General features: G+C 70.6%; 22 protein-coding genes. 10 read left to right on the top strand and 12 right to left on the bottom strand.

Features of this window, described 5'->3' with window-relative positions:
• Positions 1-317: 317 nt before the first annotated feature.
• Positions 318-1607 (top strand): ATP-grasp domain-containing protein, encoded by a 1290-nt coding sequence (locus ACFWDI_RS09750; RefSeq protein WP_385302540.1) that lies wholly within the window; start codon positions 318-320, stop codon positions 1605-1607.
• On the top strand, positions 1604-2848 hold the full coding sequence (locus ACFWDI_RS09745; RefSeq protein ID WP_385302538.1) for an MFS transporter: 1245 nt from the start codon (positions 1604-1606) through the stop codon (positions 2846-2848). The genes ACFWDI_RS09750 and ACFWDI_RS09745 overlap by 4 nt, the downstream gene beginning before the upstream one ends.
• A gap of 179 nt (positions 2849-3027) precedes the next feature.
• Here ACFWDI_RS09745 and ACFWDI_RS09740 read toward each other — a convergent pair whose 3' ends face one another.
• Positions 3028-3363: a MazG-like family protein gene (locus tag ACFWDI_RS09740; protein WP_385302536.1), complete on the bottom strand. Its 336-nt coding sequence runs from the start codon at positions 3361-3363 to the stop codon at positions 3028-3030.
• Positions 3364-3525: 162 nt separating this feature from the next.
• Here ACFWDI_RS09740 and ACFWDI_RS09735 point away from each other — a divergent pair, with 162 nt between their 5' ends.
• Entirely contained in the window at positions 3526-3849 is a 324-nt protein-coding gene (locus ACFWDI_RS09735; protein WP_327323243.1) for a nuclear transport factor 2 family protein, read from the top strand.
• Between the two features lie 106 nt (positions 3850-3955).
• On the opposite strand, the gene ACFWDI_RS09730 is transcribed toward ACFWDI_RS09735, so the two are convergent.
• Together ACFWDI_RS09730 and ACFWDI_RS09725 are read right to left on the bottom strand one after the other, a co-directional pair.
• Positions 3956-4849, bottom strand: coding sequence for a PhzF family phenazine biosynthesis protein (locus ACFWDI_RS09730; RefSeq protein ID WP_385302534.1), 894 nt, complete (start codon positions 4847-4849; stop codon positions 3956-3958).
• A 43-nt stretch (positions 4850-4892) separates the two neighbouring features.
• Complete coding sequence (locus tag ACFWDI_RS09725) at positions 4893-5642, bottom strand: SDR family oxidoreductase (RefSeq protein ID WP_385302533.1); 750 nt, start codon at positions 5640-5642, stop codon at positions 4893-4895.
• A 133-nt stretch (positions 5643-5775) separates the two neighbouring features.
• Between ACFWDI_RS09725 and ACFWDI_RS09720 the strand changes: the two genes are divergently transcribed.
• Together ACFWDI_RS09720 and ACFWDI_RS09715 are read left to right on the top strand one after the other, a co-directional pair.
• Positions 5776-7398: an alkaline phosphatase D family protein gene (locus ACFWDI_RS09720; RefSeq protein WP_385302531.1), complete on the top strand. Its 1623-nt coding sequence runs from the start codon at positions 5776-5778 to the stop codon at positions 7396-7398.
• 298 nt (positions 7399-7696) lie between these two features.
• On the top strand, positions 7697-9019 hold the full coding sequence (locus ACFWDI_RS09715) for a Bcr/CflA family multidrug efflux MFS transporter (protein ID WP_385302530.1): 1323 nt from the start codon (positions 7697-7699) through the stop codon (positions 9017-9019).
• 86 nt (positions 9020-9105) lie between these two features.
• Here ACFWDI_RS09715 and ACFWDI_RS09710 read toward each other — a convergent pair whose 3' ends face one another.
• Complete coding sequence (locus ACFWDI_RS09710; protein WP_385302529.1) at positions 9106-10434, bottom strand: hypothetical protein; 1329 nt, start codon at positions 10432-10434, stop codon at positions 9106-9108.
• A 173-nt stretch (positions 10435-10607) separates the two neighbouring features.
• Between ACFWDI_RS09710 and ACFWDI_RS09705 the strand changes: the two genes are divergently transcribed.
• Positions 10608-11642, top strand: coding sequence for a small ribosomal subunit Rsm22 family protein (locus ACFWDI_RS09705; RefSeq protein WP_385302527.1), 1035 nt, complete (start codon positions 10608-10610; stop codon positions 11640-11642).
• On the opposite strand, the gene ddaH is transcribed toward ACFWDI_RS09705, so the two are convergent.
• Positions 11631-12509 carry a dimethylargininase gene (ddaH, locus tag ACFWDI_RS09700; protein WP_385302524.1) on the bottom strand — a complete coding sequence of 293 codons (879 nt, stop codon included), beginning with the start codon at positions 12507-12509 and terminating at the stop codon, positions 11631-11633. The genes ACFWDI_RS09705 and ddaH overlap by 12 nt on opposite strands.
• Before the next feature lie 281 nt (positions 12510-12790).
• Here ddaH and ACFWDI_RS09695 point away from each other — a divergent pair, with 281 nt between their 5' ends.
• A complete protein-coding gene (locus tag ACFWDI_RS09695; RefSeq protein WP_362675916.1) occupies positions 12791-13543 on the top strand; it encodes a bifunctional DNA primase/polymerase in 753 nt (250 codons plus the stop codon).
• 157 nt (positions 13544-13700) lie between these two features.
• On the opposite strand, the gene ACFWDI_RS09690 is transcribed toward ACFWDI_RS09695, so the two are convergent.
• From ACFWDI_RS09690 to efeO, 4 genes are read right to left on the bottom strand one after another with little or no spacing between them, the layout of a single operon-like run.
• The gene (locus tag ACFWDI_RS09690; protein ID WP_385302884.1) at positions 13701-14654 is read right to left on the bottom strand and encodes a hypothetical protein; all 954 of its coding nucleotides are present in this window, start codon (positions 14652-14654) and stop codon (positions 13701-13703) included.
• Positions 14572-15531, bottom strand: a complete 960-nt coding sequence (gene efeU / locus ACFWDI_RS09685; protein WP_385302523.1) for an iron uptake transporter permease EfeU — start codon at positions 15529-15531, stop codon at positions 14572-14574. Before efeU ends, ACFWDI_RS09690 begins: the two co-directional genes overlap by 83 nt.
• A gap of 16 nt (positions 15532-15547) precedes the next feature.
• Positions 15548-16843, bottom strand: coding sequence for an iron uptake transporter deferrochelatase/peroxidase subunit (gene efeB, locus ACFWDI_RS09680; RefSeq protein ID WP_385302521.1), 1296 nt, complete (start codon positions 16841-16843; stop codon positions 15548-15550).
• 13 nt (positions 16844-16856) lie between these two features.
• On the bottom strand, positions 16857-17999 hold the full coding sequence (gene efeO, locus ACFWDI_RS09675; RefSeq protein ID WP_385302519.1) for an iron uptake system protein EfeO: 1143 nt from the start codon (positions 17997-17999) through the stop codon (positions 16857-16859).
• 303 nt (positions 18000-18302) lie between these two features.
• Here efeO and ACFWDI_RS09670 point away from each other — a divergent pair, with 303 nt between their 5' ends.
• Positions 18303-18974 (top strand): PhzF family phenazine biosynthesis protein, encoded by a 672-nt coding sequence (locus ACFWDI_RS09670; RefSeq protein WP_385302518.1) that lies wholly within the window; start codon positions 18303-18305, stop codon positions 18972-18974.
• Here ACFWDI_RS09670 and ACFWDI_RS09665 read toward each other — a convergent pair.
• Both ACFWDI_RS09665 and map read right to left on the bottom strand, forming a co-directional pair.
• Positions 18964-19635 (bottom strand): heme oxygenase (biliverdin-producing), encoded by a 672-nt coding sequence (locus ACFWDI_RS09665; RefSeq protein WP_385302516.1) that lies wholly within the window; start codon positions 19633-19635, stop codon positions 18964-18966. The genes ACFWDI_RS09670 and ACFWDI_RS09665 overlap by 11 nt on opposite strands.
• Before the next feature lie 144 nt (positions 19636-19779).
• Positions 19780-20637, bottom strand: coding sequence for a type I methionyl aminopeptidase (gene map, locus ACFWDI_RS09660; protein WP_385302515.1), 858 nt, complete (start codon positions 20635-20637; stop codon positions 19780-19782).
• Positions 20638-20695: 58 nt separating this feature from the next.
• On the opposite strand from map, the gene ACFWDI_RS09655 reads away from it, so the two are divergent.
• Positions 20696-20929: a hypothetical protein gene (locus tag ACFWDI_RS09655; RefSeq protein WP_385302513.1), complete on the top strand. Its 234-nt coding sequence runs from the start codon at positions 20696-20698 to the stop codon at positions 20927-20929.
• 268 nt (positions 20930-21197) lie between these two features.
• On the opposite strand, the gene ACFWDI_RS09650 is transcribed toward ACFWDI_RS09655, so the two are convergent.
• Positions 21198-21803 (bottom strand): hypothetical protein, encoded by a 606-nt coding sequence (locus ACFWDI_RS09650; RefSeq protein ID WP_327323227.1) that lies wholly within the window; start codon positions 21801-21803, stop codon positions 21198-21200.
• Positions 21804-21898: 95 nt separating this feature from the next.
• Here ACFWDI_RS09650 and npdG point away from each other — a divergent pair, with 95 nt between their 5' ends.
• Positions 21899-22609, top strand: a complete 711-nt coding sequence (gene npdG / locus ACFWDI_RS09645) for an NADPH-dependent F420 reductase (RefSeq protein WP_362675894.1) — start codon at positions 21899-21901, stop codon at positions 22607-22609.
• The last annotated feature ends 38 nt before the right edge of the window (positions 22610-22647 follow it).

The raw sequence follows: 22647 nt of genomic DNA, 5'->3' as shown, positions 1-22647 counted from the left end.
GGCCCACTGACAGCCGGCGCCCCGATTAGCGGCGTTCGTCAAACGACGTGCCAACCCCCCCAGGGCCTGGCGCACCGTTGAGGCATGAGCTTCTCAGCCGCATACGCACTCGCCCAAGCCCGAGCAGCCCAGCATCACGACCCGACGATCCCCGAGCCCGGCTTCAACGACTGGGCCCTGATCAGGGAACTCCGCGAGGCCCGCCGCCCGCGACGACGCCGCACCGCACGGAGGTGCCGAACTGATCCTCCCCCGGCCGTGACGCCTTCCCGACTCCCGGCGAGCCCGCCGGCCGGAACGTGAGAGAGGGAGCCACGTTGTCCGACGATGTCGTACCCAGCGGCCAACGGTCCTCGGCGGTCGCCACCGGACGGCTTCGCGTCCTGCTCATCGGCGGCAAGCTCAAGCATGTGCGCAAGGCGCGGGAGCTCGGCCTGGACGTGGTTCACGCCCAGTTCCCGGACGAGTACGACCGCGGCCACTGGCCCTACGTCGATCAGGCGCTGCTGCTCGACTACGGCGACATCGACCGGCTCCTGCCGCTGGTCCGGGCGTTGCACGAGGCGTACCCGTTCCAGGCCGCCGTGTCGCTGTTCGAACTCGGGCTGCTGCCGACGGCGCGGATCAACGAGGCGCTCGGCCTCGGCGGCGAGTCCGTCGCCACCGTGGAACTGCTGCTGGACAAGTGGCGGATGCGCCGACTCCTGGCCGCGAAGGGCATCAGCCCGATGGCCTCCGCGGTCGGCCGTTCCGCGCAGGACGTTCGGGGGTTCGTATCGGCGCACGGGCTCCCGATCATCGTCAAGCCGATCCGCGAATCGGGCAGCCTGGGGGTGTTCTGCATCCGCGACCGAGCCGACGTGGACGTCGTCGCCGAACGGTTCCGGTCCCTCGACGACGGGCATTGGGCCGCCAAGGACCTGTCCGGTGCCGATTCCTTCGACGAGTTCCTCATGGAGGAGTTCCTGGACGGCCCGGAGATCAGCGTGGAGACCCTGACCTTCCACGGCCGGCATGTGGTCGTCGCGGTGACCGACAAGGAGTGCGGCGGCCCCGGTTTCGTCGAGATCGGACATTCGCAGCCCAGCGGCTGCTCGGCCGAGACGCTGCGCGAGGTCACGCGGTTGGTGACGGACTTCCTCGACGCGGTGGGGCTGCGCAACGGGCCGGGGCACACCGAGGTCAAGCTGACCTCGCGCGGCCCGCGGATCGTCGAGTCGCACAACCGCATCGGCGGTGACGGGATCAACGAACTGGCCGAGATCGCCTACGGCGTCGACATGGAGCGCTACGCGCTGGGCGCCAGGTTCGGCGTGGCGGAGACGCTGACCACGTCGCCCGAGCCTCGGGGCGGAGCGGCCGTCCGGTTCCTCACGCCGGAGCCCGGACGGGTCGTGGAGGTGACCGGCGTCGACGCCGTGCGCGCGGACCCGGCGTTCGTCGACCTCCGGCTGGAGGTGGAGCCGGGCGACGAGGTACCACCGCTGACCTGGAACGAGGACAAGGTCGGTCACGTCATCGCCCGCGGCGCCACCGCCACCGAAGCCATCGCCCACGGCAAGAGGCTGGCCGCGGCGATCCACGTGCGCACCGAGCCCGTCGCGTGAGCACGGCGGCGCCGGACCGGTCGGGCGTCGACGAGCAGCGATTCCGCGACGCGGTGCGCGGCCTGCCCGGCCGGGTGTGGATCATCAGTCTCGGCATTCTGGTCAACCAGGTCGGCAACTTCCTGCCCGTGTTCATCGTGCTCTACCTGACCGAGCGCGGCTATTCCGCCGGTGCCGCGGGGTTGGTGCTGGGTGTGTCCGGGGTGGGCAAGGTGCTCGGCAACGCCGTCGGCGGCTACCTCGCCGACAGGATCGGCCGGCGATGGACCATCGTGCTGTCCGCCGTGACCACCGCCGGGCTGACGGCGATCGTGCCGTCCCTCGGGCCGCTCCCGCTCATCGTCGCGGTGGTCGGGCTCATCGGCGTGACGTCGCAGATCTACCGGCCGGCCGCCGCCGCCGTGCTGGTCGACGCCGTGACGACCAACCAGCAACGGCTGGCCGCCTTCGGGGTGTTCCGGTTCGCGATGAACGTGGGCGCCGCCCTGGGCGGCGTCATCGGCGGTGTGCTGGCCGGCACCTCCTATGGGGAGCTCTTCCTGGGCAATGCCGCCGCGTGCCTTCTGTTCGGCGTGGTCGTGGCGATGCTGCTGCGAGATGCGCCCCAGCCGCGGTCCGACCAGGACGACGCGGACACGCAGGCGGACCAGGCGGTGGGATACCGGCAGGTGCTCGCCGACCGCACCCTGGTGCGATTCCTGCTGATGACCGTGGTCGCCGAGTTCGTCTACATCCAGTCCACCGTCGGCCTGCCCCTGCACGTCAGCGACGTGGGTCTGAGCCCGCGCGACTTCGGTCTCCTCATCGGGCTCAACGGTCTGCTGGTGTTGGCGCTGGAGCTGCCCATCACCGGCGCGATCTCCCGGTACCGGCCGCAGTACGTACTGGCCGTCGGCAACCTGATCACCGGTGTCGGTCTCGCGCTGACCGGGTTCATGAGCAGCATGGTCCTGCTGTCGGCGACGGTGCTGATATGGACGCTCGGCGAGATGACAACGAGCACCATCTCCCAGTCCTACCTGGGAAGTCTGGCTCCGCCGCACATGGTCGGGCGCTACCAGGGGTTGCACGGCGTCGCGTACACGACCGGTACGGGTGCCGGACCGCTCATCGGCGGCGCCGTGTACGCGATCGGCCCATGGGCGCTGTGGACCCTGATCGGCGCGGCCGGGCTGCTGTCCGCCCAGCTCTGTCTGCCGCGCCGCCGCGCGGCGTCCACAGTGGAGGAACCGGATTCCTGACCTGGAGGTGGAACGACGGACGAGGCGACGTCACCGGCCGCCGGCGTACACGAGATCTGCGACGTCTACGTGGCCGACTACGCCCGGCGGCAACCCGCCGCCGCGACCGAGTTCGGCATCAGCGGCCACGACGACGACCTGCCCGACACATCCTGATGGAGGCGGCGGACGGGGGCGGATCAGCCCGGTGACCGCTCCAGCGAACGCACCGCGATACCGCGAAGATGCGCGCCGAAGACCTCCGACGCGTCCGGCGTGAGCGTACGCAACGCCACCATCGCTGTGATGATCACGTCGCAGAGCTCCGACTCCACGTCCTGCCAGCTGTGCGTCGTCCCCTTGCGCGGGTTCTGGCCCGTCGCGCCGATGATCGCCTGGGCGACCTCGCCGACCTCCTCCGAGATCTTCAACATCCGTAGCAACGTCTCCTGTTGGGGCGGCAGATCGCTCTCCGCGTCGAGCCAGTCGTGCAGCCGGCCGACCGTGTCCCAGATGGGGTCCAGGGTGTGATTCATGCGCGCAGCCTGCCATGTACGGGGTGTTCGCGGGGTGCAGTCGGCGGGGCGCAGCCGACGGGGGACGGCTCGCGCAGGTGGCCGACGCCAAAGGGTGAGGCGGGGTCCGGAGGTGTAGGGATGGAGGTGGCTCCGCCCAGTCCTCGTAGCGAAGGAGACACCGTGACCATTTCCGTGGACAAGCTCAACGAACCCGCCGTCCGCGCCTTCGTCGGCGCCCTCAACGCCGGTGACCGCGAACGCTTCCAGGCCGCCCTCGCGCCGGGCGCGACCATGTCCGACGACGGCAGCGACCGCGACCTCGACGACTGGACCGAGCGTGAGATCTTCTCCTCGCGCGGGCATATGGAGGTCGATTCGCAGTCCGCCGACGGGCTGTCCCTGGTCGCCCGCTACCGCAACGACACCTGGGGCGAGATGCGGACCTCCTGGAAGTTCAAGGTGGAGGGCGGAAAGGTCGGCCGCTTCGAGACCGGGCAGGCCTGACCGGCCGGCCTCGGTGACAGGACCTCGGCGACGGGACCTCGGCGACGGGACCTCGGTGGCGAACCTCAGCGGCGGACCTCGGGTGGCGAACCTCAGCGGCTGGGCCTCAGCCGACGTCGGGAATGCGGGCCCCTGAGCCGCTCACCCGCACCCGCGGATCGCCTTCGCTGAGCGTCACCGTGAGCACTCCGGGCCGGCCCATGTCCACGCCCTGGTGCAGGGTGAGTTCCGACTCGCCCGGTACGAGGCCGAGTTCGCGCGCGTACGCACCGAACGCCGCCGCCGCCGCGCCCGTCGCCGGATCCTCGACCACACCGCCCACCGGGAACGGGTCCCGGACATGGAACACCGAGGCGGACTCGCGCCACGCCAACTGGACCGTCGTCAGGTCGAGGCGGTGCATCAGCGCTTCGAGGCGTGCGAAGTCGTACTGAAGATCCGCGAGCCGGGCGCGGGTCGCGGCCGCCAGGACCAGATGGCGCGCGCCCGCGAAGGCGATACGCGGCGGCAGCGCCGGATCCAGGTCCTCGGCGGCCCAGTCGAGAGCGGCGAGTGCTTCGCGCACATCGTCGGCGGCCGCCTCCTCGACGTGCGGCTCGACGCTGGTGAGCGTCGCGCGCAGTACGCCGTCCACGGACGAGACCGTCACCGGCACGGGGCCGACGCGAGTGACGAAGACGAAGTCGCCGGGGCCGGTGCGCTCCGCCAGCGCGACGGCCGTCGCGACCGTGGCGTGACCACAGAACGGGACCTCGGCCTTCGGGCTGAAGTACCGGACGGTGAAGGCCTGCCCGGAGACGCCGAGGCCCTGCCCGGAGGCGCCGAAGCCCTCGGGCGGTGCCGTCAGGAACGCGGACTCGCTGTAGCCGACCTCGGCCGCGACGGCGAGCATCGCCGCGTCGTCGAGCCCGGACGCGTCCAGCACGACCCCCGCGGGGTTGCCCCCTTCGGGGTCGGTCGAGAAGGCGGTGTAGCGCAGCACATCGGCAGTCGCGATCATGGCCGGAACCCTACGGGACCGCCGCCCCTTCCAGGAAGGGAGTTCAGCCCCGGCCGATGTACGGCATGGCCGTCGCCATCACCGTCGCGAACTGCACATTCGCCGCCAGGGGCAGCTCCGCCATATGGAGCACCGTCCGCGCCACATCCGCCGCGTCCATCACCGGCTCCACCATCACATCCCCGTTGGCCTGCAGGATCCCCGCCTGCATCCGCTCCGTCATCTCGGTCGCCGCGTTGCCGATGTCGATCTGGCCGCACGCGATCGAGTACGCCCTCCCGTCGAGCGACAGCGACTTCGTCAGGCCCGTCATCGCGTGCTTCGTCGAGGTGTACGGCGCCGAGTTCGGGCGCGGCACATGCGCCGAGATCGAGCCGTTGTTGATGATCCGGCCGCCCTGCGGCGACTGCTCCTTCATCGCCCGGAACGCCGCCTGAGCGCACAGGAAAGCGCCCGTCAGGTTCACGTCCACCACCGTGCGCCAGGCCTCGTACGTCAGGTCCTCGAAGCTGACGCGGGGGCCGGACGTGCCTGCGTTGTTGAACAGCAGGTCAAGTCGGCCGTGGTGTTCCCGTACCGCGGCGAACAGCGTGGTGACATCGGCCGGTGACGTCACATCAGTGGGGAAGCACAGCACATCCCCGCCCGCCAGAGACGCCGTTTCCGCCAGGGCCTCGGCCCGCCGACCCGCCAGGACCACCGACCAGCCCGCACCCGCCAGCGTCAGCGCCACGCTCCGGCCGATGCCCGAACCCGCTCCCGTCACCACCGCAATCCTCGATACAGCGTTCATGGACGCGCAGCGTAGTCGCCTATCTGTACGTGGAACTCATCCGACCGACATACGGATGTTGTGTACTCGACAACGCAGAGTCGTCGGCCCCTACTCCAATGCGGAAGGACAACAGCCGTCAGGGGAGGGGCACATGAGAACCGCATCGCACGCACCCGAGCTCCGGGCCGCCGCCCAGCACATCGGCCGCCGCAGGTTCCTCACCGTCACAGGCGCCGCCGCCGCGCTCGCCTTCGCCGTCAATCTGCCCGGTACCGCCCACGCCGCCGAACTCGACGCCAAGAAGATCACCGAGGATCCCTTCACCCTCGGCGTCGGCTCCGGAGACCCGAAGCCCGGTTCCGTACTGCTGTGGACGCGCCTCGCGACGCGCCCGTACGAGCCCGACAGCGGACTGCCGCGCGCCAAGGTGTCGCTGCGCTGGGAGCTCGCCCACGACTCCCGCTTCACCCGTATCGCGCGACGCGGATCCGTCACCGCCCACCCGGAGTTCCACCACAGCGTCCACGTCGACGTCCTCGGCCTCGACAACGACCGGCCCTACTACTACCGCTTCCGCGCCGGGAACTGGATCAGTCCGACCGGACGGACCAGGACCGCGCCCGCCCGGTCCGCGCGGATCAGTGAGCTGAAGCTCGCCGCCGTCTCCTGCCAGGCGTACCACGACGGCTACTTCACCGCGTACAAGCACCTCGCCGAGGAGGAGCTCGACGCCGTCTTCCACCTCGGCGACTACCTCTACGAATACGCAGTGGACGCGGTCGGCGGCGCCCGGAAGTACCCGGACCGCCGCATCCCCGCCCACTACAACCGCGAGACCGTCACGCTCGAGGACTACCGGCTGCGCTACGGCCTCTACAAGTCCGACCCCGATCTGAAGGCCGCGCACGCCGCGCACCCCTTCATCGTCACCTGGGACGACCACGAGACCGAGAACAACTACGCGGACGAAACCCCGGAGAACGACGTCCCGCCGGAGGAGTTCCTGCTGCGCAGGGCCGCCGCCTACCGCGCGTACTGGGAGAACCAGCCGCTGCGCATGCCGCAGCAGCCCGCCGGACCCGATATGCAGCTCTACCGACGGCTGCACTTCGGGCAGCTCGCGCAGTTCGACATCCTCGACACCCGTCAGTACCGCTCCGACCAGGCGTACGGCGACGGCTGGCAGATCCCGGGACCGGAGTCCGAGGACCCGGCGCGCACCCTCACCGGCGCCGAGCAGGAGCGCTGGCTGCTCGACGGGTGGAAGGCCTCACACGCTCGCTGGAACGTCGTGCCGCAGCAGGTCACCTTCGCGCAGCGGCGCGATGTCCCCACCGGCACCTTCAAGTTGAGCATGGACTCCTGGGACGGCTATCCGGCCTCCCGCGACCGGGTCCTGGCCGGTGCGCAGGCGGCCGGTATCGAGAACCTGATGGTTCTCACCGGCGATGTGCACGTCGGATACGGCCTCGACCTGAAGAAGGACTTCAACGACCCCGCGTCCCGCACCGTCGGCACCGAGATCGTCGCCACCTCCATCAGCAGCGGAAAGGACGGCGCCGAGAAGCCCGCCAACTGGGACAAACTCACCCAGGCCAACCCGCACATGAAGTTCTACAACGGCCGCCGCGGCTATGTGACCGTCACCCTCGGCGAGCAGCAGGCGCGCGCCGACTTCCGGACCGTCAGCGCCGTCACCACACCGGGCGCGCCCGTCACCACGGCGGCGTCCTTCGTGACCGAGGCCGGCGACCCCGGCCTCAAGCCGGTGTAGCTCGCGCCGTCGGTTCAGCTCAAGCCGGTGTAGCTCGCGCCGTCGGTTCAGCTCAAGCCGGTGTAGCTCGCGCCGCCGGTTCAGCTCCCGCCGTCGGTCTGGCTCCCGCCGCCGGCCTTGCCCGGGCAAGCGGACGCCGACGCGGTCCCGAACCGCGTCGGCGTTCGCATCACGGCACGGCCGCCGGCGCATCCCACCGCGATCTCGCTCGTCCCGGACCCGCCCTCGAGAAAAAGGGTCTCGACCACTCCCGACGAGCTGAGAGCATGGATGCGGACACCAGGAACAGGAGCTGTTGATGCCGGAGAGCGGCCAGAGCACACAAGGACACATACCCTCCGCCGACCCGGCACCCGCACAGGCATCACCCGCACAGGCGGCACCCGTACCCGAAGCTGCTCCCATCGCCGCGGCCCGCCGCGTCGGCCTTCTGGTCACGCTCGTGCTCGGCGGCCTCACCGCACTGCCGCCGCTCTCCATGGACATGTACCTCCCGGCACTGCCCGCCGTCACCGAATCGCTGCGCGCGCCCGCCGCGACCGTCCAGCTCACGCTCACCGCCTGTCTCGCGGGCATGGCGCTCGGCCAGCTCGTGGTCGGCCCGATGAGCGACAGGTGGGGGCGCCGCCGCCCGCTGCTCATCGGCATGATCGTGTACGTCGTGGCCACCGCGATCTGCGCACTGGCGCCGACCGTCGAGCTGCTGACCGGTTTCCGGCTGCTGCAGGGACTGGCGGGCGCGGCCGGCATCGTCATCGCGCGGGCCGTGGTGCGCGATCTCTACGACGGCGTGGAGATGGCCCGGTTCTTCTCCACCCTGATGCTGATCTCCGGCGTCGCGCCGATCATCGCGCCGCTGATCGGCGGCCAGGTGCTGCGGATCACCGACTGGCGCGGCGTCTTCGTCGTCCTCACCGCCATCGGCATTCTGCTCACCCTCCTCGCGGTGAAGTGGCTGCACGAGACCCTCCCGCAGGAGAAGCGGCACAGCGGCGGCGTCGGCCAGGCCCTGCGCACCATGCGCGCGCTGCTCGCCGACCGGGTCTTCACCGGATACATGCTCACCGGCGGCCTCGCCTTCGCCGCGCTCTTCGCGTACATCTCCGCCTCGCCGTTCGTGGTGCAGGAGATCTACGGCGCATCCCCGCAGACCTTCAGCCTGCTCTTCGGCGTCAACTCCGTCGGTCTGATCATCGTCGGCCAGATCAACGGCAAGGTGCTGGTGGGCCGGATCAGCCTGGACAAGGCGCTCGGCTTCGGCCTGGCCGTGATCACACTGGCCGCCACCGCGCTGCTGCTGATGACATCGGGAGTCTTCGGGAAGGTGGGCCTGTTCCCGGTCGCGGCCGGTCTCTTCGTGCTGATGTCGGCGATGGGTCTGGCGATGCCCAACACCAACGCCCTGGCCCTGATGCGTACCCCGCACGCCGCGGGCTCCGCGTCCGCGCTGATCGGTACGGCGTCCTTCCTCATCGGCGCCGTCGCATCCCCGCTCGTCGGGATCGCGGGCGAGGCGACGGCCGTTCCGATGGCCGTGGTCCAACTGGCTTCCGCACTGGCCGCGCTGGGCTGCTTCCTGGTCCTGTGCCGGCCGTGGCAGCGGCGCGCCGAGGCCGTCTGACCGAGGCCGTCCGACCGGGGCAGTCCGACGCGGGGCAGTCCGACGCGGGCGAGACCTGGCACCGGGGCGGCCCGCGCAGCCCGGGGTCAGCCCTCGCTGCGCGGGTACCCGATCAGATGCAGCCGGTCCTTCGTGTCCGTCCAGCTGAAGACTCCGACTCCCGCGGTCTCCGCACCAGGCAGCCGGACATTGGGCGAGAGCGCCTGGGGCACCGCGGTGGCCAGGTCCAGCTCGATGGGCGCACCGCCGCCGGCCAGCGCGTCCGCCGGGCTGCGCGCGCTCGTCGCGCCGTACGCCGTGCCCGAGTCGGTCACGGTGGTCAGCGTCAGCGGCTTGGAACCGTCCGACTCCTCGAAGCAGTACGCCTTGCGCTGCTCCAGGTCGAACGCGAGATTCCCGGCGACGAGATAGCCGCCCTCCGGCGAGAGCATCGCCTGCGGATACTCGCCCGGCTCGATCGCCGGCTTGTGACACCGCACCTGGACCAGCGGCTTCCCGGTCGTCACCTCGTGCACCGCCCAGATGTCGTACGTGCCCGCGTCCTTGCTGCCCTTCGCCGGCTGCCACTTGGCCAGTACGTACCCCGGGACTACCGAGGTCGGCACTCCGGAGGCGGGATCGGTGCGGGCCGGAGCGACGTTCCGGCTGGACCAGCCGCCGCGGAGCCAGAAACCCGGGTCCCCGCTCAGCAGCAGCCCTTTCGCGGTCACCCCGCGTACCGCGGTCAGCCGGCGGCAGCCCGTACAGCCCTTGGGGTAGCCGAGCGCGTTCTGCGGGACCCGGGTCACCTCGCCGGAGACCGGGTCGACGACCGCGCTCCTGGTGCCGCCGTCGGAGATGAGAATGCCGGGACCGGTGCCCGAGACGGTCGGCGCGGTGGGCCACGGGACCTCGACCCGCTGCCGGCCGCCGTCCGCGACGTCGTACACATCGAGCGCGACAAAGGTGCCGGCCGTGTTCAGCGCGTCCTCGCCCGCCGTACCGAAGGACCAGGTCACGAAGTACTCGCGGCCGTCCTTGGCGACAGAGAGCAGCCCGGGGAACTGGTCGGCGGCGGCCGGTGGATGCCAGGGCTGACCGGTCCACCCGGGCCTGCCGGTCGCGGAGTCGAGCGTGCGCAGCCGGAACCGGGACTCATCGACTCGCTCCAGATAGCCGATACGGCCGCTGTCCCGCGCGATGGCGTACTCCGGAGAGACATTGGAGATCTCCCAGCCCTGCCGGGTGTCGTACGCGGACGGGACGGTGAGCCGGGTCAGGGGGCCGGCGCTGTGCCGCACCGGCTTGCCGGTCTTGTCGTCGGCGGCCTTGCCTGCGCCCTCACCATCACCCCCACCGCACATGCTCAGCAGGAGCAGCAGCGCCAGGACGATCAGCCCGGCCACCAGGGTCACGCGAACGACCCTCTGTCTCATGGTCCCCCCGTGAGCGGTGCGGCACGTAGCGTGTGCGGCGACGGCCGTCAGCGTAGCAACTGCCGTTGCACTGCCAGCAGTTCGATACTGTCGCCGTTCCGTCCCGGTTCCGTACCGCCGGGGACGACAGCGTGAAGGGCCGCCGACACGGCCGACATGCCTAGAATCTGTCGGTGAACGCCACCCTCCCCACCGCGGAAGTCCTGCGCAGTGCCCTCGCCGGGCTGCTGGACGGACTGCCGCCCACGCAGGCGGCGCAGGCCGTCGAGCGGCTGATCGTCAACTACCGGGGGACCACCCCGACCGACGCTCCTGTGCTCCGCGACCGTTCCGATGTCGCCGCATACGCCGCGTACCGGATGCCCGCGACCTTCGAGGCCGTACGGTCCGCGCTCGCCGCTCTGCGCGCCGCGGCACCCGACTGGTCCCCGTCGACGCACACCGATATCGGCGGCGGGACGGGAGCGGCGAGCTGGGCCGTCGCCGAGGCCTGGGAGGAGGACGGCCCGCGCACCACCGTGCTCGACTGGGCCGAGCCCGCGCTCGAGCTGGGCCGCGAACTGGCCGCCGCGTCCGGAGTGCCCGCCCTGCGTGCCGCCGAGTGGCAGCGCTCGCGGATCAGCGCGGCGCTCCGTATCGAGAGCACTGATCTCGTCACGGTCTCCTATGTGCTCAAGGAGCTCACCGCCAAGGACCGGGCTGCCGTCGTCACCGAGGCCGCCCGCGCGGCCCAGGCCGTCGTGATCGTCGAGCCGGGCACGCCGGACGGCTACGCCCGGATCATCGAGGCCCGCGACCGCCTGATCGAGGCCGGCCTCAGGATCGCCGCGCCCTGCCCGCACAGCGCCGCCTGCCCGATCACCGCGCTCAATGAGGCGGGTGGCTCGGACTGGTGCCATTTCGCCGCGCGGGTCAGCCGCTCCTCGCTGCACCGCCAGGTGAAGGGCGGCTCACTGCCGTACGAGGACGAGAAGTTCAGCTATGTCGCGGCGGTGCGCTTCCCGGCCGCGCCGGCGCCCGCACGAGTCACCCGCAAGCCCCAGATCCGCAAGGGTCTGGTCCTGCTCGAGCTGTGCACCGAGGCGGAGGAGCTGCGCCGTGAGACGGTCACCAAGCGCCATGGCGCGCTGTACCGCGCGGCGCGCGATGTGGCATGGGGCGACGAGTGGCCGCCGCCCCACAGCACCCACGACGCGTCAGACGCGTAGCTCCTGAGTGCAGCACTTCACGCTGCCGCCGCCCTTGAGCAGCTCACCGAGGTCCATGCCGATCGGCTCGAACCCCCGCTCCCGCAGCGGCTCGAAGAGCCCGACCGCGGCCTGCGGCAGCAGCACATGGCGGCCGTCGCTCACCGCGTTCAGACCGAGCGCCGACGCGGCCGGCTCCTCGGCGATCAGCGCGTCGGGGAAGAGCCGGGCCAGTACGGAGCGACTGCCCGCGGAGAACGCGCCGGGGTAGTACATGATCTCGTCGGCCGCGTCGTCCAGCACGCTCAGCGCGGTGTCCAGGTGGTAGTAGCGGGGGTCCACCAGGTCCAGGCCGATGACCGGCCGGCCGAAGAACTCCTGCGCCTCGTCGTGCGAGAGCGGGCTGGACCGGAAGCCGCGCCCGGCCAGCAGGTAGGAGGCGGTGACGGCGAAGTCGCCCTCGCCCTCGTTGATGTGCACCGGCTCGTGGATCTCGGTGAAGCCGTGGGCGCGGAACCAGTCGAGATGGACCTCGGCCTCGGCGGCGCGCTCCGGATGCGCGAACCGGGCGCCGAGCACACGGCCGTCGATGACGGTGGCGCCGTTCGCCGCGAAGACCATGTCGGGCAGTCCGGCCCGCGGATCGAGCAGCTCGACGGTGTGGCCGAGCGAGCGGTAGCGGTCGCGCAGGTCCTCCCACTGGGTGAGGGCGAGCGGCAGATCCACCGGTTTCGCGGGATCCATCCAGGGGTTGATGGAGTAGGTGACCCGGAAATGGGCCGGCGGACACATCAGATAGCGGCGTGGCGAGGCTTGACGACCAGAAGGGCGGCGCGAAGCGTCTCGGTGAGGGGCGGCGGTCGGGCGACGGGTGGGAGTTGAGCGCAATGAAGGCTCCTCACGTACGGCAAGAGGCACGGTCTGCGTGAGCCCATGGTGCGGCCTGCGAAGCCCGCGCGCTGTGAACCGATCGGGTGGTTCATCGTCCAAGCAGACGATCTTCCACCGGTCGCCTCCAAGGCCCCCGTCCCCCTGTGGCCATTCAGCCCGGGGCGTACACGGGAAGGTACCGACCGCTACCCCGGTTGGGGACTGTGTCCACCCGAGGAGCAGGATGGTGGGACCATGGCAGAGTCCGCGAAGGGCGAGCGTGAGGTGTGAGGGGATAGATGGGCGACGGTATCGGCCGCTACCGCGGCACGGAGAACAGGCTCTCCCGGGAGAGCAGGCTGCCCCAGTGGCTGCGCCGGCGCCCGAAGAACACTGACGCCGAGGACTCCCGCCGCGAGACCCTGCTGCTGGCCGCCGCTGCCGCGGGACTGCCACTCGCACCCGCCGCGTACCCCGTCGCCTACCGATGTTCCTGCGAGCGAATCGGCTGCCCCACCCCGGGCAGGCACCCGGTCTCCTTCGCCTGGCAGACGCAGTCCACGACCGACCCCGGCCAGATCGGGCGCTGGGCCCTCGGCCAGCCGCAGGCCAACTTCATCACCGCGACCGGCATGGTCCACGACGTCCTCGACGTCCCGATGGAAGCCGGCCGCAGCGCCCTCGCGCGGCTGCTCGAGCTGAACATCGAGGTCGGCCCGGTGGCCGAGTCCGGCGACGACCGGATGCTGTTCTTCACCGCCACTCGCGGCACCCCCGAGGACGAGGACGAGTGGTGGCCCTGCGAGCTGGACTGCCACCCCGAGACGATGGACGAGCACCCCGGGCTGCGCTGGCACTGCCGCGGCAGCTACGTCCTCGTACCGCCCGCGCGGCTCCCCGGCGATCTTGAGGTGCGCTGGCTGCGTGGGCTGGAGCATCCGCTGCCGGATCCGCTGACGCTGCTGGAGACGCTGACGGATGCGTGCGCGAAGTGGGCGGGCGGGGTGGAGGGCGTGGACCGCCACGAGGTGGCGTGGCCGCAGAGCCGCTAGGCCTTCCCGAACCGGGCTCCGCCCCGGACCCGGCGCCTCAATCACCGGCGAGCCTTGAGTTTCCGCCGGACGGGCAGAACATGTGAGCCCGTCCGGCGATTGAGGACACGCCCGAAGGGCGTACGCGGAGCCCCGGTTACGGTCAACTCACGTGCCGCTATGAGCCCTTGGCCGCCGTCAGTCCCGTCAACCGGCCCAGCACATCGACCTTCCCGGCGTTCGCGCCGCCGCCCGGCGGCACCACCACCGCCTGGCTGGAGACCCGCTCCTTGGTGACCGTGGACTTCACGTCACCCGTCAGCAGCGCCTTGACATCCGGGTGGACCTTCAGCCGCAGCCCCTTCGCGGCCGTCTGCCGCTCGTAGTTGCGCACCGAGAAGAAGACCAGCGCGCCGCCGTCCTCGGTGGTGAGCCCGAGCGGCGCGAAGTCGTCACTGTCCAGCGACTGGTCGATGTACTGCGTGGACATCCCCGGCAGATTCGCGTCCTTCTTGCGGGAATCGCGCCAGCCCGAGGTGTGCGGCCCGTCCTTGAAGTGCTCCGGCTTCCCGTTCTGCATGTACGAGGCGTACTCCTCGCTCAGATTGCGGGGAGCGACGGCCAGCGCCGCGCTGTCCGGGGCGACGGGCTCGGCCCAGCCGTCCTTGTCGGTCTTGAACGCCGGAATCCTGCTGGGGGAGAGGATCGTCAGATACGCCGCCTGCCACACCTGGTCCGGGTCGCTGCGTACGAAGACCAGCACCCAGCGGTTGTCCTGATTGCCGGTGTCCCGGTCGCGGTTGGAGTCGACATCGGCGACGAACCAGCGCGGCCAGCCGGCCTTCTTCGGGATGGTGTACTTGGCGTCCGTCAGCTCCAGCGGTACGTGCTGCGGATTGCCGTCCGGGTAGTTGACGCTGCGCGCCTTCAGCCCGGCCTGGTTGATCGCACCGAGCGCACCGGTGACCCGGCCCGCGTCGAGGGCCGGGTCATAGGCCTTGTCGGCCGCGTTGTACGCCTCGGCGAAATCCTTGAGCGCCTGTGTGGCCTCAGCTTTTGTCGCCGACGGAACGACTTCCCGTTCCCCGTGCACCGTCACGCACCCGCTCGCCGTCAGGGACAGCACCGTCATCGCCGCGAGCCTCGCCGCCGCCCGATCCAGCCTTCTCATCGGTTGCCTTCTGCTCTTTGACCCCCACTGACCGTCCGAACCCTACCGGGGCGAGGAACAGCCCGAGTGTCGGGATCAAATACAGCGCCCACACCGTGACCTGGATGACAGTCGGGTCGGGCTGGAAGTTGAAGACGCCCTTCAGCAGCGTGCCGTACCAGCTGTCCGGCGGGATCGTCGCGCTGATGTCGAAGGCCTTGTTCGCCAGACCGCCGAGGAAGCGCGCCTCCTGCAGGTCATGAACGCCGTACGCAAGGACGCCCGCCGCCACGATCACCAGCATGAGGCCGGTCCACTTGAAGAACTTCGCCAGATTGATCCGCAGTGCGCCCCGGTAGAACAGCCAGCCCAGCACCATCGCGGTGGCGATACCGAGCAGCACACCGATCAGCGGCCCGGACGAGCCGTCGCTGCTGGCCCGTACCGAGGCCCACACGAACAGCGCCGTCTCCAGACCCTCGCGACCCACCGCCAGGATCGCGGTGGCGACCAGCGCGCCCGTGCCCATCTGCAGCGCGGCGTCCAGCTTGCCGTGCAGCTCGGACTTCAGATGCCGCGCGGTGCGCCGCATCCAGAAGACCATCCAGGTCACCAGGCCGACCGCGAGGATCGACAGCGAGCCGCCGAGCAGCTCCTGCGCCTCGAACGTCAGCTCCTGCGAGCCGAATTCGAGCGCGAAGCCGAAGCCCAGCGAGATGGCGACCGCGACCCCGATGCCGATCCAGACCGGACGCAGCGCGTCGCGTCGCCCGGTCTTGACCAGATACGCGATCAGGATGCAGACGACGAGGCTGGCCTCGAGGCCCTCGCGCAGGCCGATCAGATAATTGCCGAACACGTCGGGTCCCTTCTGGTCAGGAGAACAGCGCCCGGCCCCACCAGTCGTCCTTGTCCCGGACGCCCGGCGGGACGGCGAACAGCGCCGAACCCACGTGCTGGATGTACTCGTTGAGGTCGTCGCTGGCCGCCAGCGAGCGCTGAACCGGAATGAACCCCTTGTGCACGTCGCGCTGGTACGCGAGGAAGAACAGCCCCGCGTCCAGCCGGCCCAGACCGTCCGTGCCGTCGGTGAAGGAGTAGCCGCGGCGCAGGATCCTCGCACCGCCGTTGGTGTCCGGGTGCGCGAGCCGTACATGCGCGGTCGGCAGCATCGCCTTCAGGAACGGCTCGTCGCGCTCCTTGGCCTTGCCGACCGGCGCGCCCTCGCCCTTGTCGCGGCCGAAGATGTCCTCCTGCTCGCTGAGCGGAGTACGGTCCCAGGTCTCGATGTTCATCCGGATCCGGCGCGCGACGAGATACGAGCCGCCGGTCAGCCAGCCCGAGCCCTCCTTCTCGGCGACCCAGACATGCTGGTCGAGTGCGGCCGTGTCCGTGCCGGCGATGTTCCGGGTGCCGTCCTTGAAGCCCATCATGTTGCGCGGGGTCTGCGCGTCGGGCGTCGTCGACGAGGTCTTGCCGAAGCCCAGCTGCGACCAGCGGACCGCGACCTTGCCGAAGCCGATGCGGGCGAGGTTGCGGATCGCGTGCACCGCGACCTGCGGGTCGTCCGCGCAGGCCTGCACACACAGATCGCCGTCGCTGCGCGCCGGGTCGAGGTTGTCGCCGGGGAACGTCGGCAGCTCCACCAGGGCCGCCGGGCGCTTGCCCTCAAGGCCGAAGCGGCCCTTGGCGAACAGGGAGGGGCCGAAGCCGATGGTGAGCGTGAGCCGGGACGGCTTGAGGCCGAGCGCCTCGCCGGTGTCGTCCGGCGGCGACTCGGCGAGACCGCCGAACGCGCCTTCGCCGACTGCCTGCCCGGCCGTCATCCGCTCCGCGGCCCGCGTCCAGTCCTTGAGCAGCTGGACCAGCTCGGCGCGGTCCTTCGTCTTCACGTCGAAGGCCGCGAAGTGCAGCCGGTCCTGCACGGCGCTGGCGATGCCGGCCTGGTGCGCACCGTGGAAGGGCACGGCCGCGCCGGCCGAGGCGGCGGGCTCGGTCGTGTCCCCGCCGGTCAGGGCAACGGCGCCGCCGGCCGCGGCGGCGCCGAGCGCGAGGCCCGCACCGCCCCAGCCGAGCACCGAACGACGGGACGGGGCCTGGGACTGGCCGCCGGTCTCCGTGGTCTCCGTGGTGTTCGTGGTCTCGTCGGTCTCTATGTTCTTCTCGGACATGTCGATCCCCCCGTTACTTCGCAACCGCGGCGCCGAGCTTGGACAGCGGCTCGGCGAGCGCGTTGACGCCGTCGCTGAGCTCCTTGCGCTGGTCCTTGCCGACCTTGTCGTAGGAGGTGAACTCGTACGAGGTGGTGTCCTTGCGGTACTTGTCGAGCAGCGCGTTCAGCGTCGCGAACTGCTTGTCCAGCTCGGCGACGAGCTTCGGGTCGTTCTTGGTGGCGACCGGCTTCAGCAGTTCGAAGGACTTCTGCGCACCTTCGACGTTGGCCTTGAAGTCGACCAGGTCGGTGTGGCTGTAGCGCTCCTCCTCACCGGTGACCTTGCCGGTGGCGACCTCGTCCAGCAGCTCCTTGGCGCCGTTGGCCATGGAGGTGGGGGTGATCTCCGCCTGGCCGACCTTCTTCTGCCAGCCGGCCAGGTCCTTGGTGAGGGTCTCAGCGAGGGCCTTCTCCGCGGGGCCGAGCTTCTTGGTCTGCCACAGCGCCTTCTCCAGCGTGTGCCAGCCGGTCCACTTCTGGCCCTTGTCCAGGCCGTCCTCACGCAGGTCGACCTTCGGGTCGATGTCGCCGAAGGACTCGGCCACCGGCTCGGTGCGCTCCCAGCCGATGCGGGAGTCGGCGTAGGCCTTCTTGGCGGCCTCGATGTCGCCGGCCTTGACCGCGTCGGTGAAGACCTTCACCTTGGGCAGCGTCTCGTCGGCCTGCTGCTGCACGTACTGACGGTACGCGGAGACGGCGGCGTCCATCTGCGGGCTGCGCTTGGCGGCCTTGCCGTCGCCGGTGGCGGCGACCTTCTGGCGGATGCCGTCGCCCTTCATGCCGGGCTTGCAGGCGATCTCGTAGTCACCGGCCTTCACTTCGGCGGTGATGTTCGCCTTGGTGCCGGGGCCGATGTTCTCGCGCTCGGCGACGATGCGGCCGTCCGGGAAGAGGACGTAGACCTCGGTGACCTTGGAGCCCTTGTTCTCGACGGCGAGCTGGACATGCCCGGCCGGGAACTCCTTCTTCGACACCTCGCAGGAGTCGTCCTTCGCGGTGACCTGGACGGCGCCGTCGCCGCCCTTGGCATCGCTCTTCTCGGCGCAGCCCGTGACGGCGGTCAGAGCTGCCACGGTCGCGGCGGCGGTGACGACGGAGAGACGGACGGGTCGCATGCGGGCTCCACGATGGAAGGGGGTACGGGGGCGGTGCGGGGGGTGGGACTGGCTTGGAACTCAGGGTGAGGCGGACCTAACTTAACCGAGGCTTACCTGACCGATACCCACCCGTCCAGTGATTCAGCTCTCATGTACGCGGAGAGACACGGCGGGGTCACGAGGTGCTCACGGTGGCGGCACGGAAGGGTCAAGTAATGACCAAGAGGCGCGATTTCGACGGTGGGCCCGCCGAGGGGGAACTCAGCGGGCCCGGCGGGGCAATCGCGGCCGTCCGGGAGGCTCTGATGCTTGAATGCCGGAGTGAATGAACTCGACGTCCTCGACGTGCTCCATGTGTTCTGCCGCGCCGACGGCCGCCACGGCAACACGCTCGGTGTCGTACGCGACCCCCGCCGTTACCCCGACCAGACGTCCCGGCAGGCACTCGCCGCCGAACTCGGCTTCAGTGAGACCGTCTTCGTCGACGACCCCGAGCGCGGTGTCGTCGACATCTACACCCCAAGCCTCCGGCTGCCGTTCGCCGGGCATCCCCTCGTCGGTGCCGCCTGGCTGCTGGACCTCGAGGTCGTCAATCCGCCCGCCGGTGAGGTGTGGGTCCGGCAGGACGGGGAGTTCACGTGGATCACCGCGCGCGCCGAGTGGGCGCCGCCGCGCACGCTGCGACAGTACGGATCGGCTGCCGAGGTCGAGGCACTGGAGGTGCCGCCGCCCGGGGAGTGGGTCTACGCCTGGGGGTGGGAGGACGAGGCCGCGGGCCGGGTACGGGCGCGGGCGTTCCCCGGCCGTGACGACGGCATCGACGAGGACGAGGCGACCGGGGCCGCCGCCCTGCTGCTCACCGACCGGCTCGGCCGGGCGCTGAACATCACCCAGGGCCGGGGATCGCAGATCCTGACCGCCCCCGGCCCCGACGACACGATCGAGATCGGCGGGCGCGTACGCCTGGCCGTGCCCGCTCCTGCTATGCGCTGAGCGGGAACTCCGCTCCCAGCTCCCGGAACACCGCCCCATTGAAGTCGAACGCCCGCTTGCACTCGTCGATGATCCGCTGCTTCTCCAGATCGTCCGCGTCCACCGCGTCCAGCAGCTCGCGGTAACCCCGTTTGAACTCCGCCGGGTTGGCGATCTCCTCGAAGACGTAGAACCGCACGCCGTCGCCCTTGCGTGCGAAGCCCCACGTCTTCTCCGCCCTGTCGCGGATGATCTGGCCGCCGGAGAGGTCCCCGAGGTAGCGGGTGTAGTGGTGCGCGACATACCCGGGGGGCCAGCTCCGCGCGCACTCCGCGATCCGCGCGGCATACGCGGCGGTGGCGGGCAGCGGCGCGAGCCCCTCGCGCCAGTCGGCGCCCCGCAGATGCGCCAGGTCGCGCTCCAGCTCCGCGGTGCGCATCAGCTCCGGCCGGATGAACGGCCCGGCGACCGCGTCGTCCTTCAGCGACCCCGCCGCTTCCTCCAGCGTCCGGTACACGAACCACAGCTGCTCGGTGTAGCGCGCGTACGCGGCCACGCTCAGCCGGCCGCCGAGCAGATCACTCATGAAGGCCGAAGTCTCCGCCTGGGTGTGCTGCTCGTGCGAGGCGACACGGATGAGCGTCGAGAAGGGCGTACCGGAGCCGGTGGCGGTGGCGTCCAAGGCGGGCCTCCAGGGACCGATGGGGACGGGAAAGGAGGCGATGACGGCAAGGCGCGACTGCCGGCACCGGTCTTCCTGCTCAGGCTTACCTGAGCCAATGCGTTCCCGACGTCCTGTCGGTAAAAACCCTACGCCTCGCAGCGATCACGGCAAGGTGAGGATTTCGGCCCCGCTCTCCGTCACCACCAGCGTGTGCTCGAACTGCGCCGTGCGCTTGCGGTCCTTCGTCACCACGGTCCAGCCGTCGTCCCACATGTCGTACTCGTGCGTGCCGAGCGTGAGCATCGGCTCGATCGTGAAGGTCATCCCGGGCTGGATGACGGTCGTCGCGTGCGCGGCGTCGTAGTGCGGGATGATCAGCCCGGAGTGGAAGGACGAGTTGATCCCGTGCCCGGTGAAGTCACGGACGACGCCGTAGCCGAAGCGCTTGGCGTACGACTCGATGACCCGGCCGATGACATTGACCTGGCGCCCCGGCTTGACCGCCTTGATGGCGCGGTTGAGGGACTCCCGGGTCCGCTCCACCAGCAGCCGCGACTCCTCGTCGACGTCGCCGCAGAGGTAGGTGGCGTTGTTGTCGCCGTGCACGCCGTTGATGTACGCGGTGACGTCGAGGTTCACGATGTCGCCGTCGCGCAGCACGGTGGAGTCCGGGATCCCGTGACAGATCACCTCGTTCAGCGAGGAACAGAGCGACTTGGGGAAGCCGCGGTAGCCGAGCGTGGAGGGGTAGGCGCCGTGGTCGCACATGAACTCGTGCGCGACCCGGTCCAGTTCGTCCGTGGTCACGCCGGGCGAGATGTGCTTGGCGGCCTCCTCCATCGCCTGCGCGGCGATGCGACCCGCGACGCGCATCCGCTCGACGGTGTCGGAGTCCTGGACCTCCGGCCCGGTGTACGGCGTCGGCGCGGGCTTCCCGACGTACTCGGGGCGCCGGATGTTTCCGGGAACGGAGCGGGTGGGAGAGAGCTCCCCTGGTACGAGCAGCGACTGGCCAGACATGCCAGCGAGTCTAACCAGGGGCGATGGGGCAGCATGGCCCCATAGGAAGGAGCCGACGATGGCCCTGTTCAAGAAGCGCACGGTCGGAAAGCCGGGCGAGTGGTACTACTGCCTGGAGCACAAGAAGGTCGAAGAGGGCCCGGAGTGTCCGGCGAAGGACCGCTTCGGACCGTACCCCTCCCGCGAGGAGGCGGAGCACGCGATGGAGATCGCGCGGGAGCGCAATCTCGAGTGGGAGAACGACCCGAGGTGGCACGACACGTCCGCGCCGTCCGGCGACGACCCCGCCTAGGGGCGCCGTTCGATACGGCGACGACCCCGCGTAGGGGCACCCGGCCGTTCGGTACGGCGACGACCCGCGCAGGGGCGCCCGGCCCTGTGGCGCGGGCTGCCTGCGGAGCTTTTCCTGCCCGCCGCTTCACCTGCCCGCCCCTTCCCTGAACCGGGGCAGGCCCCCGGACGCCCGTTCGGGCGTGTCCTCGAACGCCGGACGGGCAGGACCTCAGCCCCTCCGGTGTTCGAGGAGCGGGCCGGTTTCGACCGGCTCCGGCGTACCGGCTCTACCAGCGGGCCGGCGGCGGCGCGGTCAGCTGGTCGGCGAGGCGCGAGAGCCGGTCCCGGAACCGGCGCCGGCCGCGCTGTGCGGGCAGGCTGTTCTCCCCGGTCGCCGCGCTGACCAGGTGCTGCACGGTGTCGATGTCGACCTCGTCGGCCTGCGCGGTCACCGTCAGCGCCTCGTGCGCGAGACCGTGCACCTCCGGGTCCCCGCCGTCCAGTGCCAGCACCGTCGCCCCGGCCCGCCGCGCATCGTGCACCCGCTCGAGCAGCCCGGCGTCCGGCCGTGCGGGCGCCACCACCAGCAGGGTCTCGCCGCGTCGCGCCGCCTCCAGCCTGCCGAGCCCGACGGCCAGCTGCGCCGGGTCACCCGGTCGCACCCGGTGCCGTACGAGCGTCGGTGTCAGCTCCGGCTGCCCGGACCACGCGGCCTCGTCCACGAGATGCGCGGACAGATGCCACGGCTCGTACTCCTCGGTTCCCACCAGCAGCAGCCTGCCGCCCTGCGGCACCACGGAGGACCGCAGCACCCCGGCGAACCTCCGGGTCGCCGCCGGCCACTGCGTACCCGCCAGGACTTCGCGCAGCAGCGCGACGCGTACGGCATCCATGCCCCGGCATCCTGCCCCACGACCGCGCCCGGTGGGGCCCGGTTGGCACCGCCTCACCCGATCGGGAGCCGATACCGGCAAGTAAAGTCGGGCTCATGACTTCTACTGACAGTGCGGGCACCGCGAAGGCCCCGGCCAAGGACCCCTGGGACCTCCCCGACGTATCCGGCCTGATCGTCGGCGTCCTCGGCGGCACCGGCGACCAGGGGCGCGGGCTCGCGTACCGGCTGGCCAGGGCCGGGCAGAAGGTGATCATCGGGTCCCGGGCCGTGGAGCGCGCCGAGACGGCGGCCACGGAGCTCGGCCTCGGCATCGAGGGCGCCGACAACGCCGAGTGCGCGCGGCGCAGCGATGTCGTGATCGTGGCGGTGCCGTGGGAAGGGCACGCCAAGACTCTTGAGGCGCTGCAGAAGGAGCTCGCGGGCAAGCTCGTCGTCGACTGTGTCAACCCGCTCGGCTTCGACAAGAAGGGCGCGTACGCGCTGAAGCCGGAGGAGGGCAGCGCCGCCGAGCAGGCCGCCGCCCTGCTGCCCGACTCGCGGGTCACCGCGGCCTTCCACCATCTGTCCGCCGTACTGCTCCAGGACGCGTCGATCGAGGAGATCGACACCGATGTGATGGTGCTGGGCGAGGCGCGCGCCGACACCGACATCGTGCAGGCGCTGGCCGGCCGTATCCCGGGCATGCGCGGAGTCTTCGCGGGCCGGCTGCGAGGCGCCCACCAGGTGGAGTCGCTGGTCGCCAATCTGATCTCGGTGAACCGCCGCTACAAGGCACACGCGGGTCTGCGCGTCACCGACGTGTAGGCGTCGGCGGGCATGGCGGGGCATGGGGGACACTGGTC

The organism is Streptomyces sp. NPDC060064 (assembly GCF_042736455.1).
Taxonomy (GTDB): Bacteria; Actinomycetota; Actinomycetes; order Streptomycetales; family Streptomycetaceae; genus Streptomyces.
The sequence above is the reverse complement of the archived record's forward strand: the minus strand, read 5'-3'. Positions and strand labels throughout refer to the sequence as shown.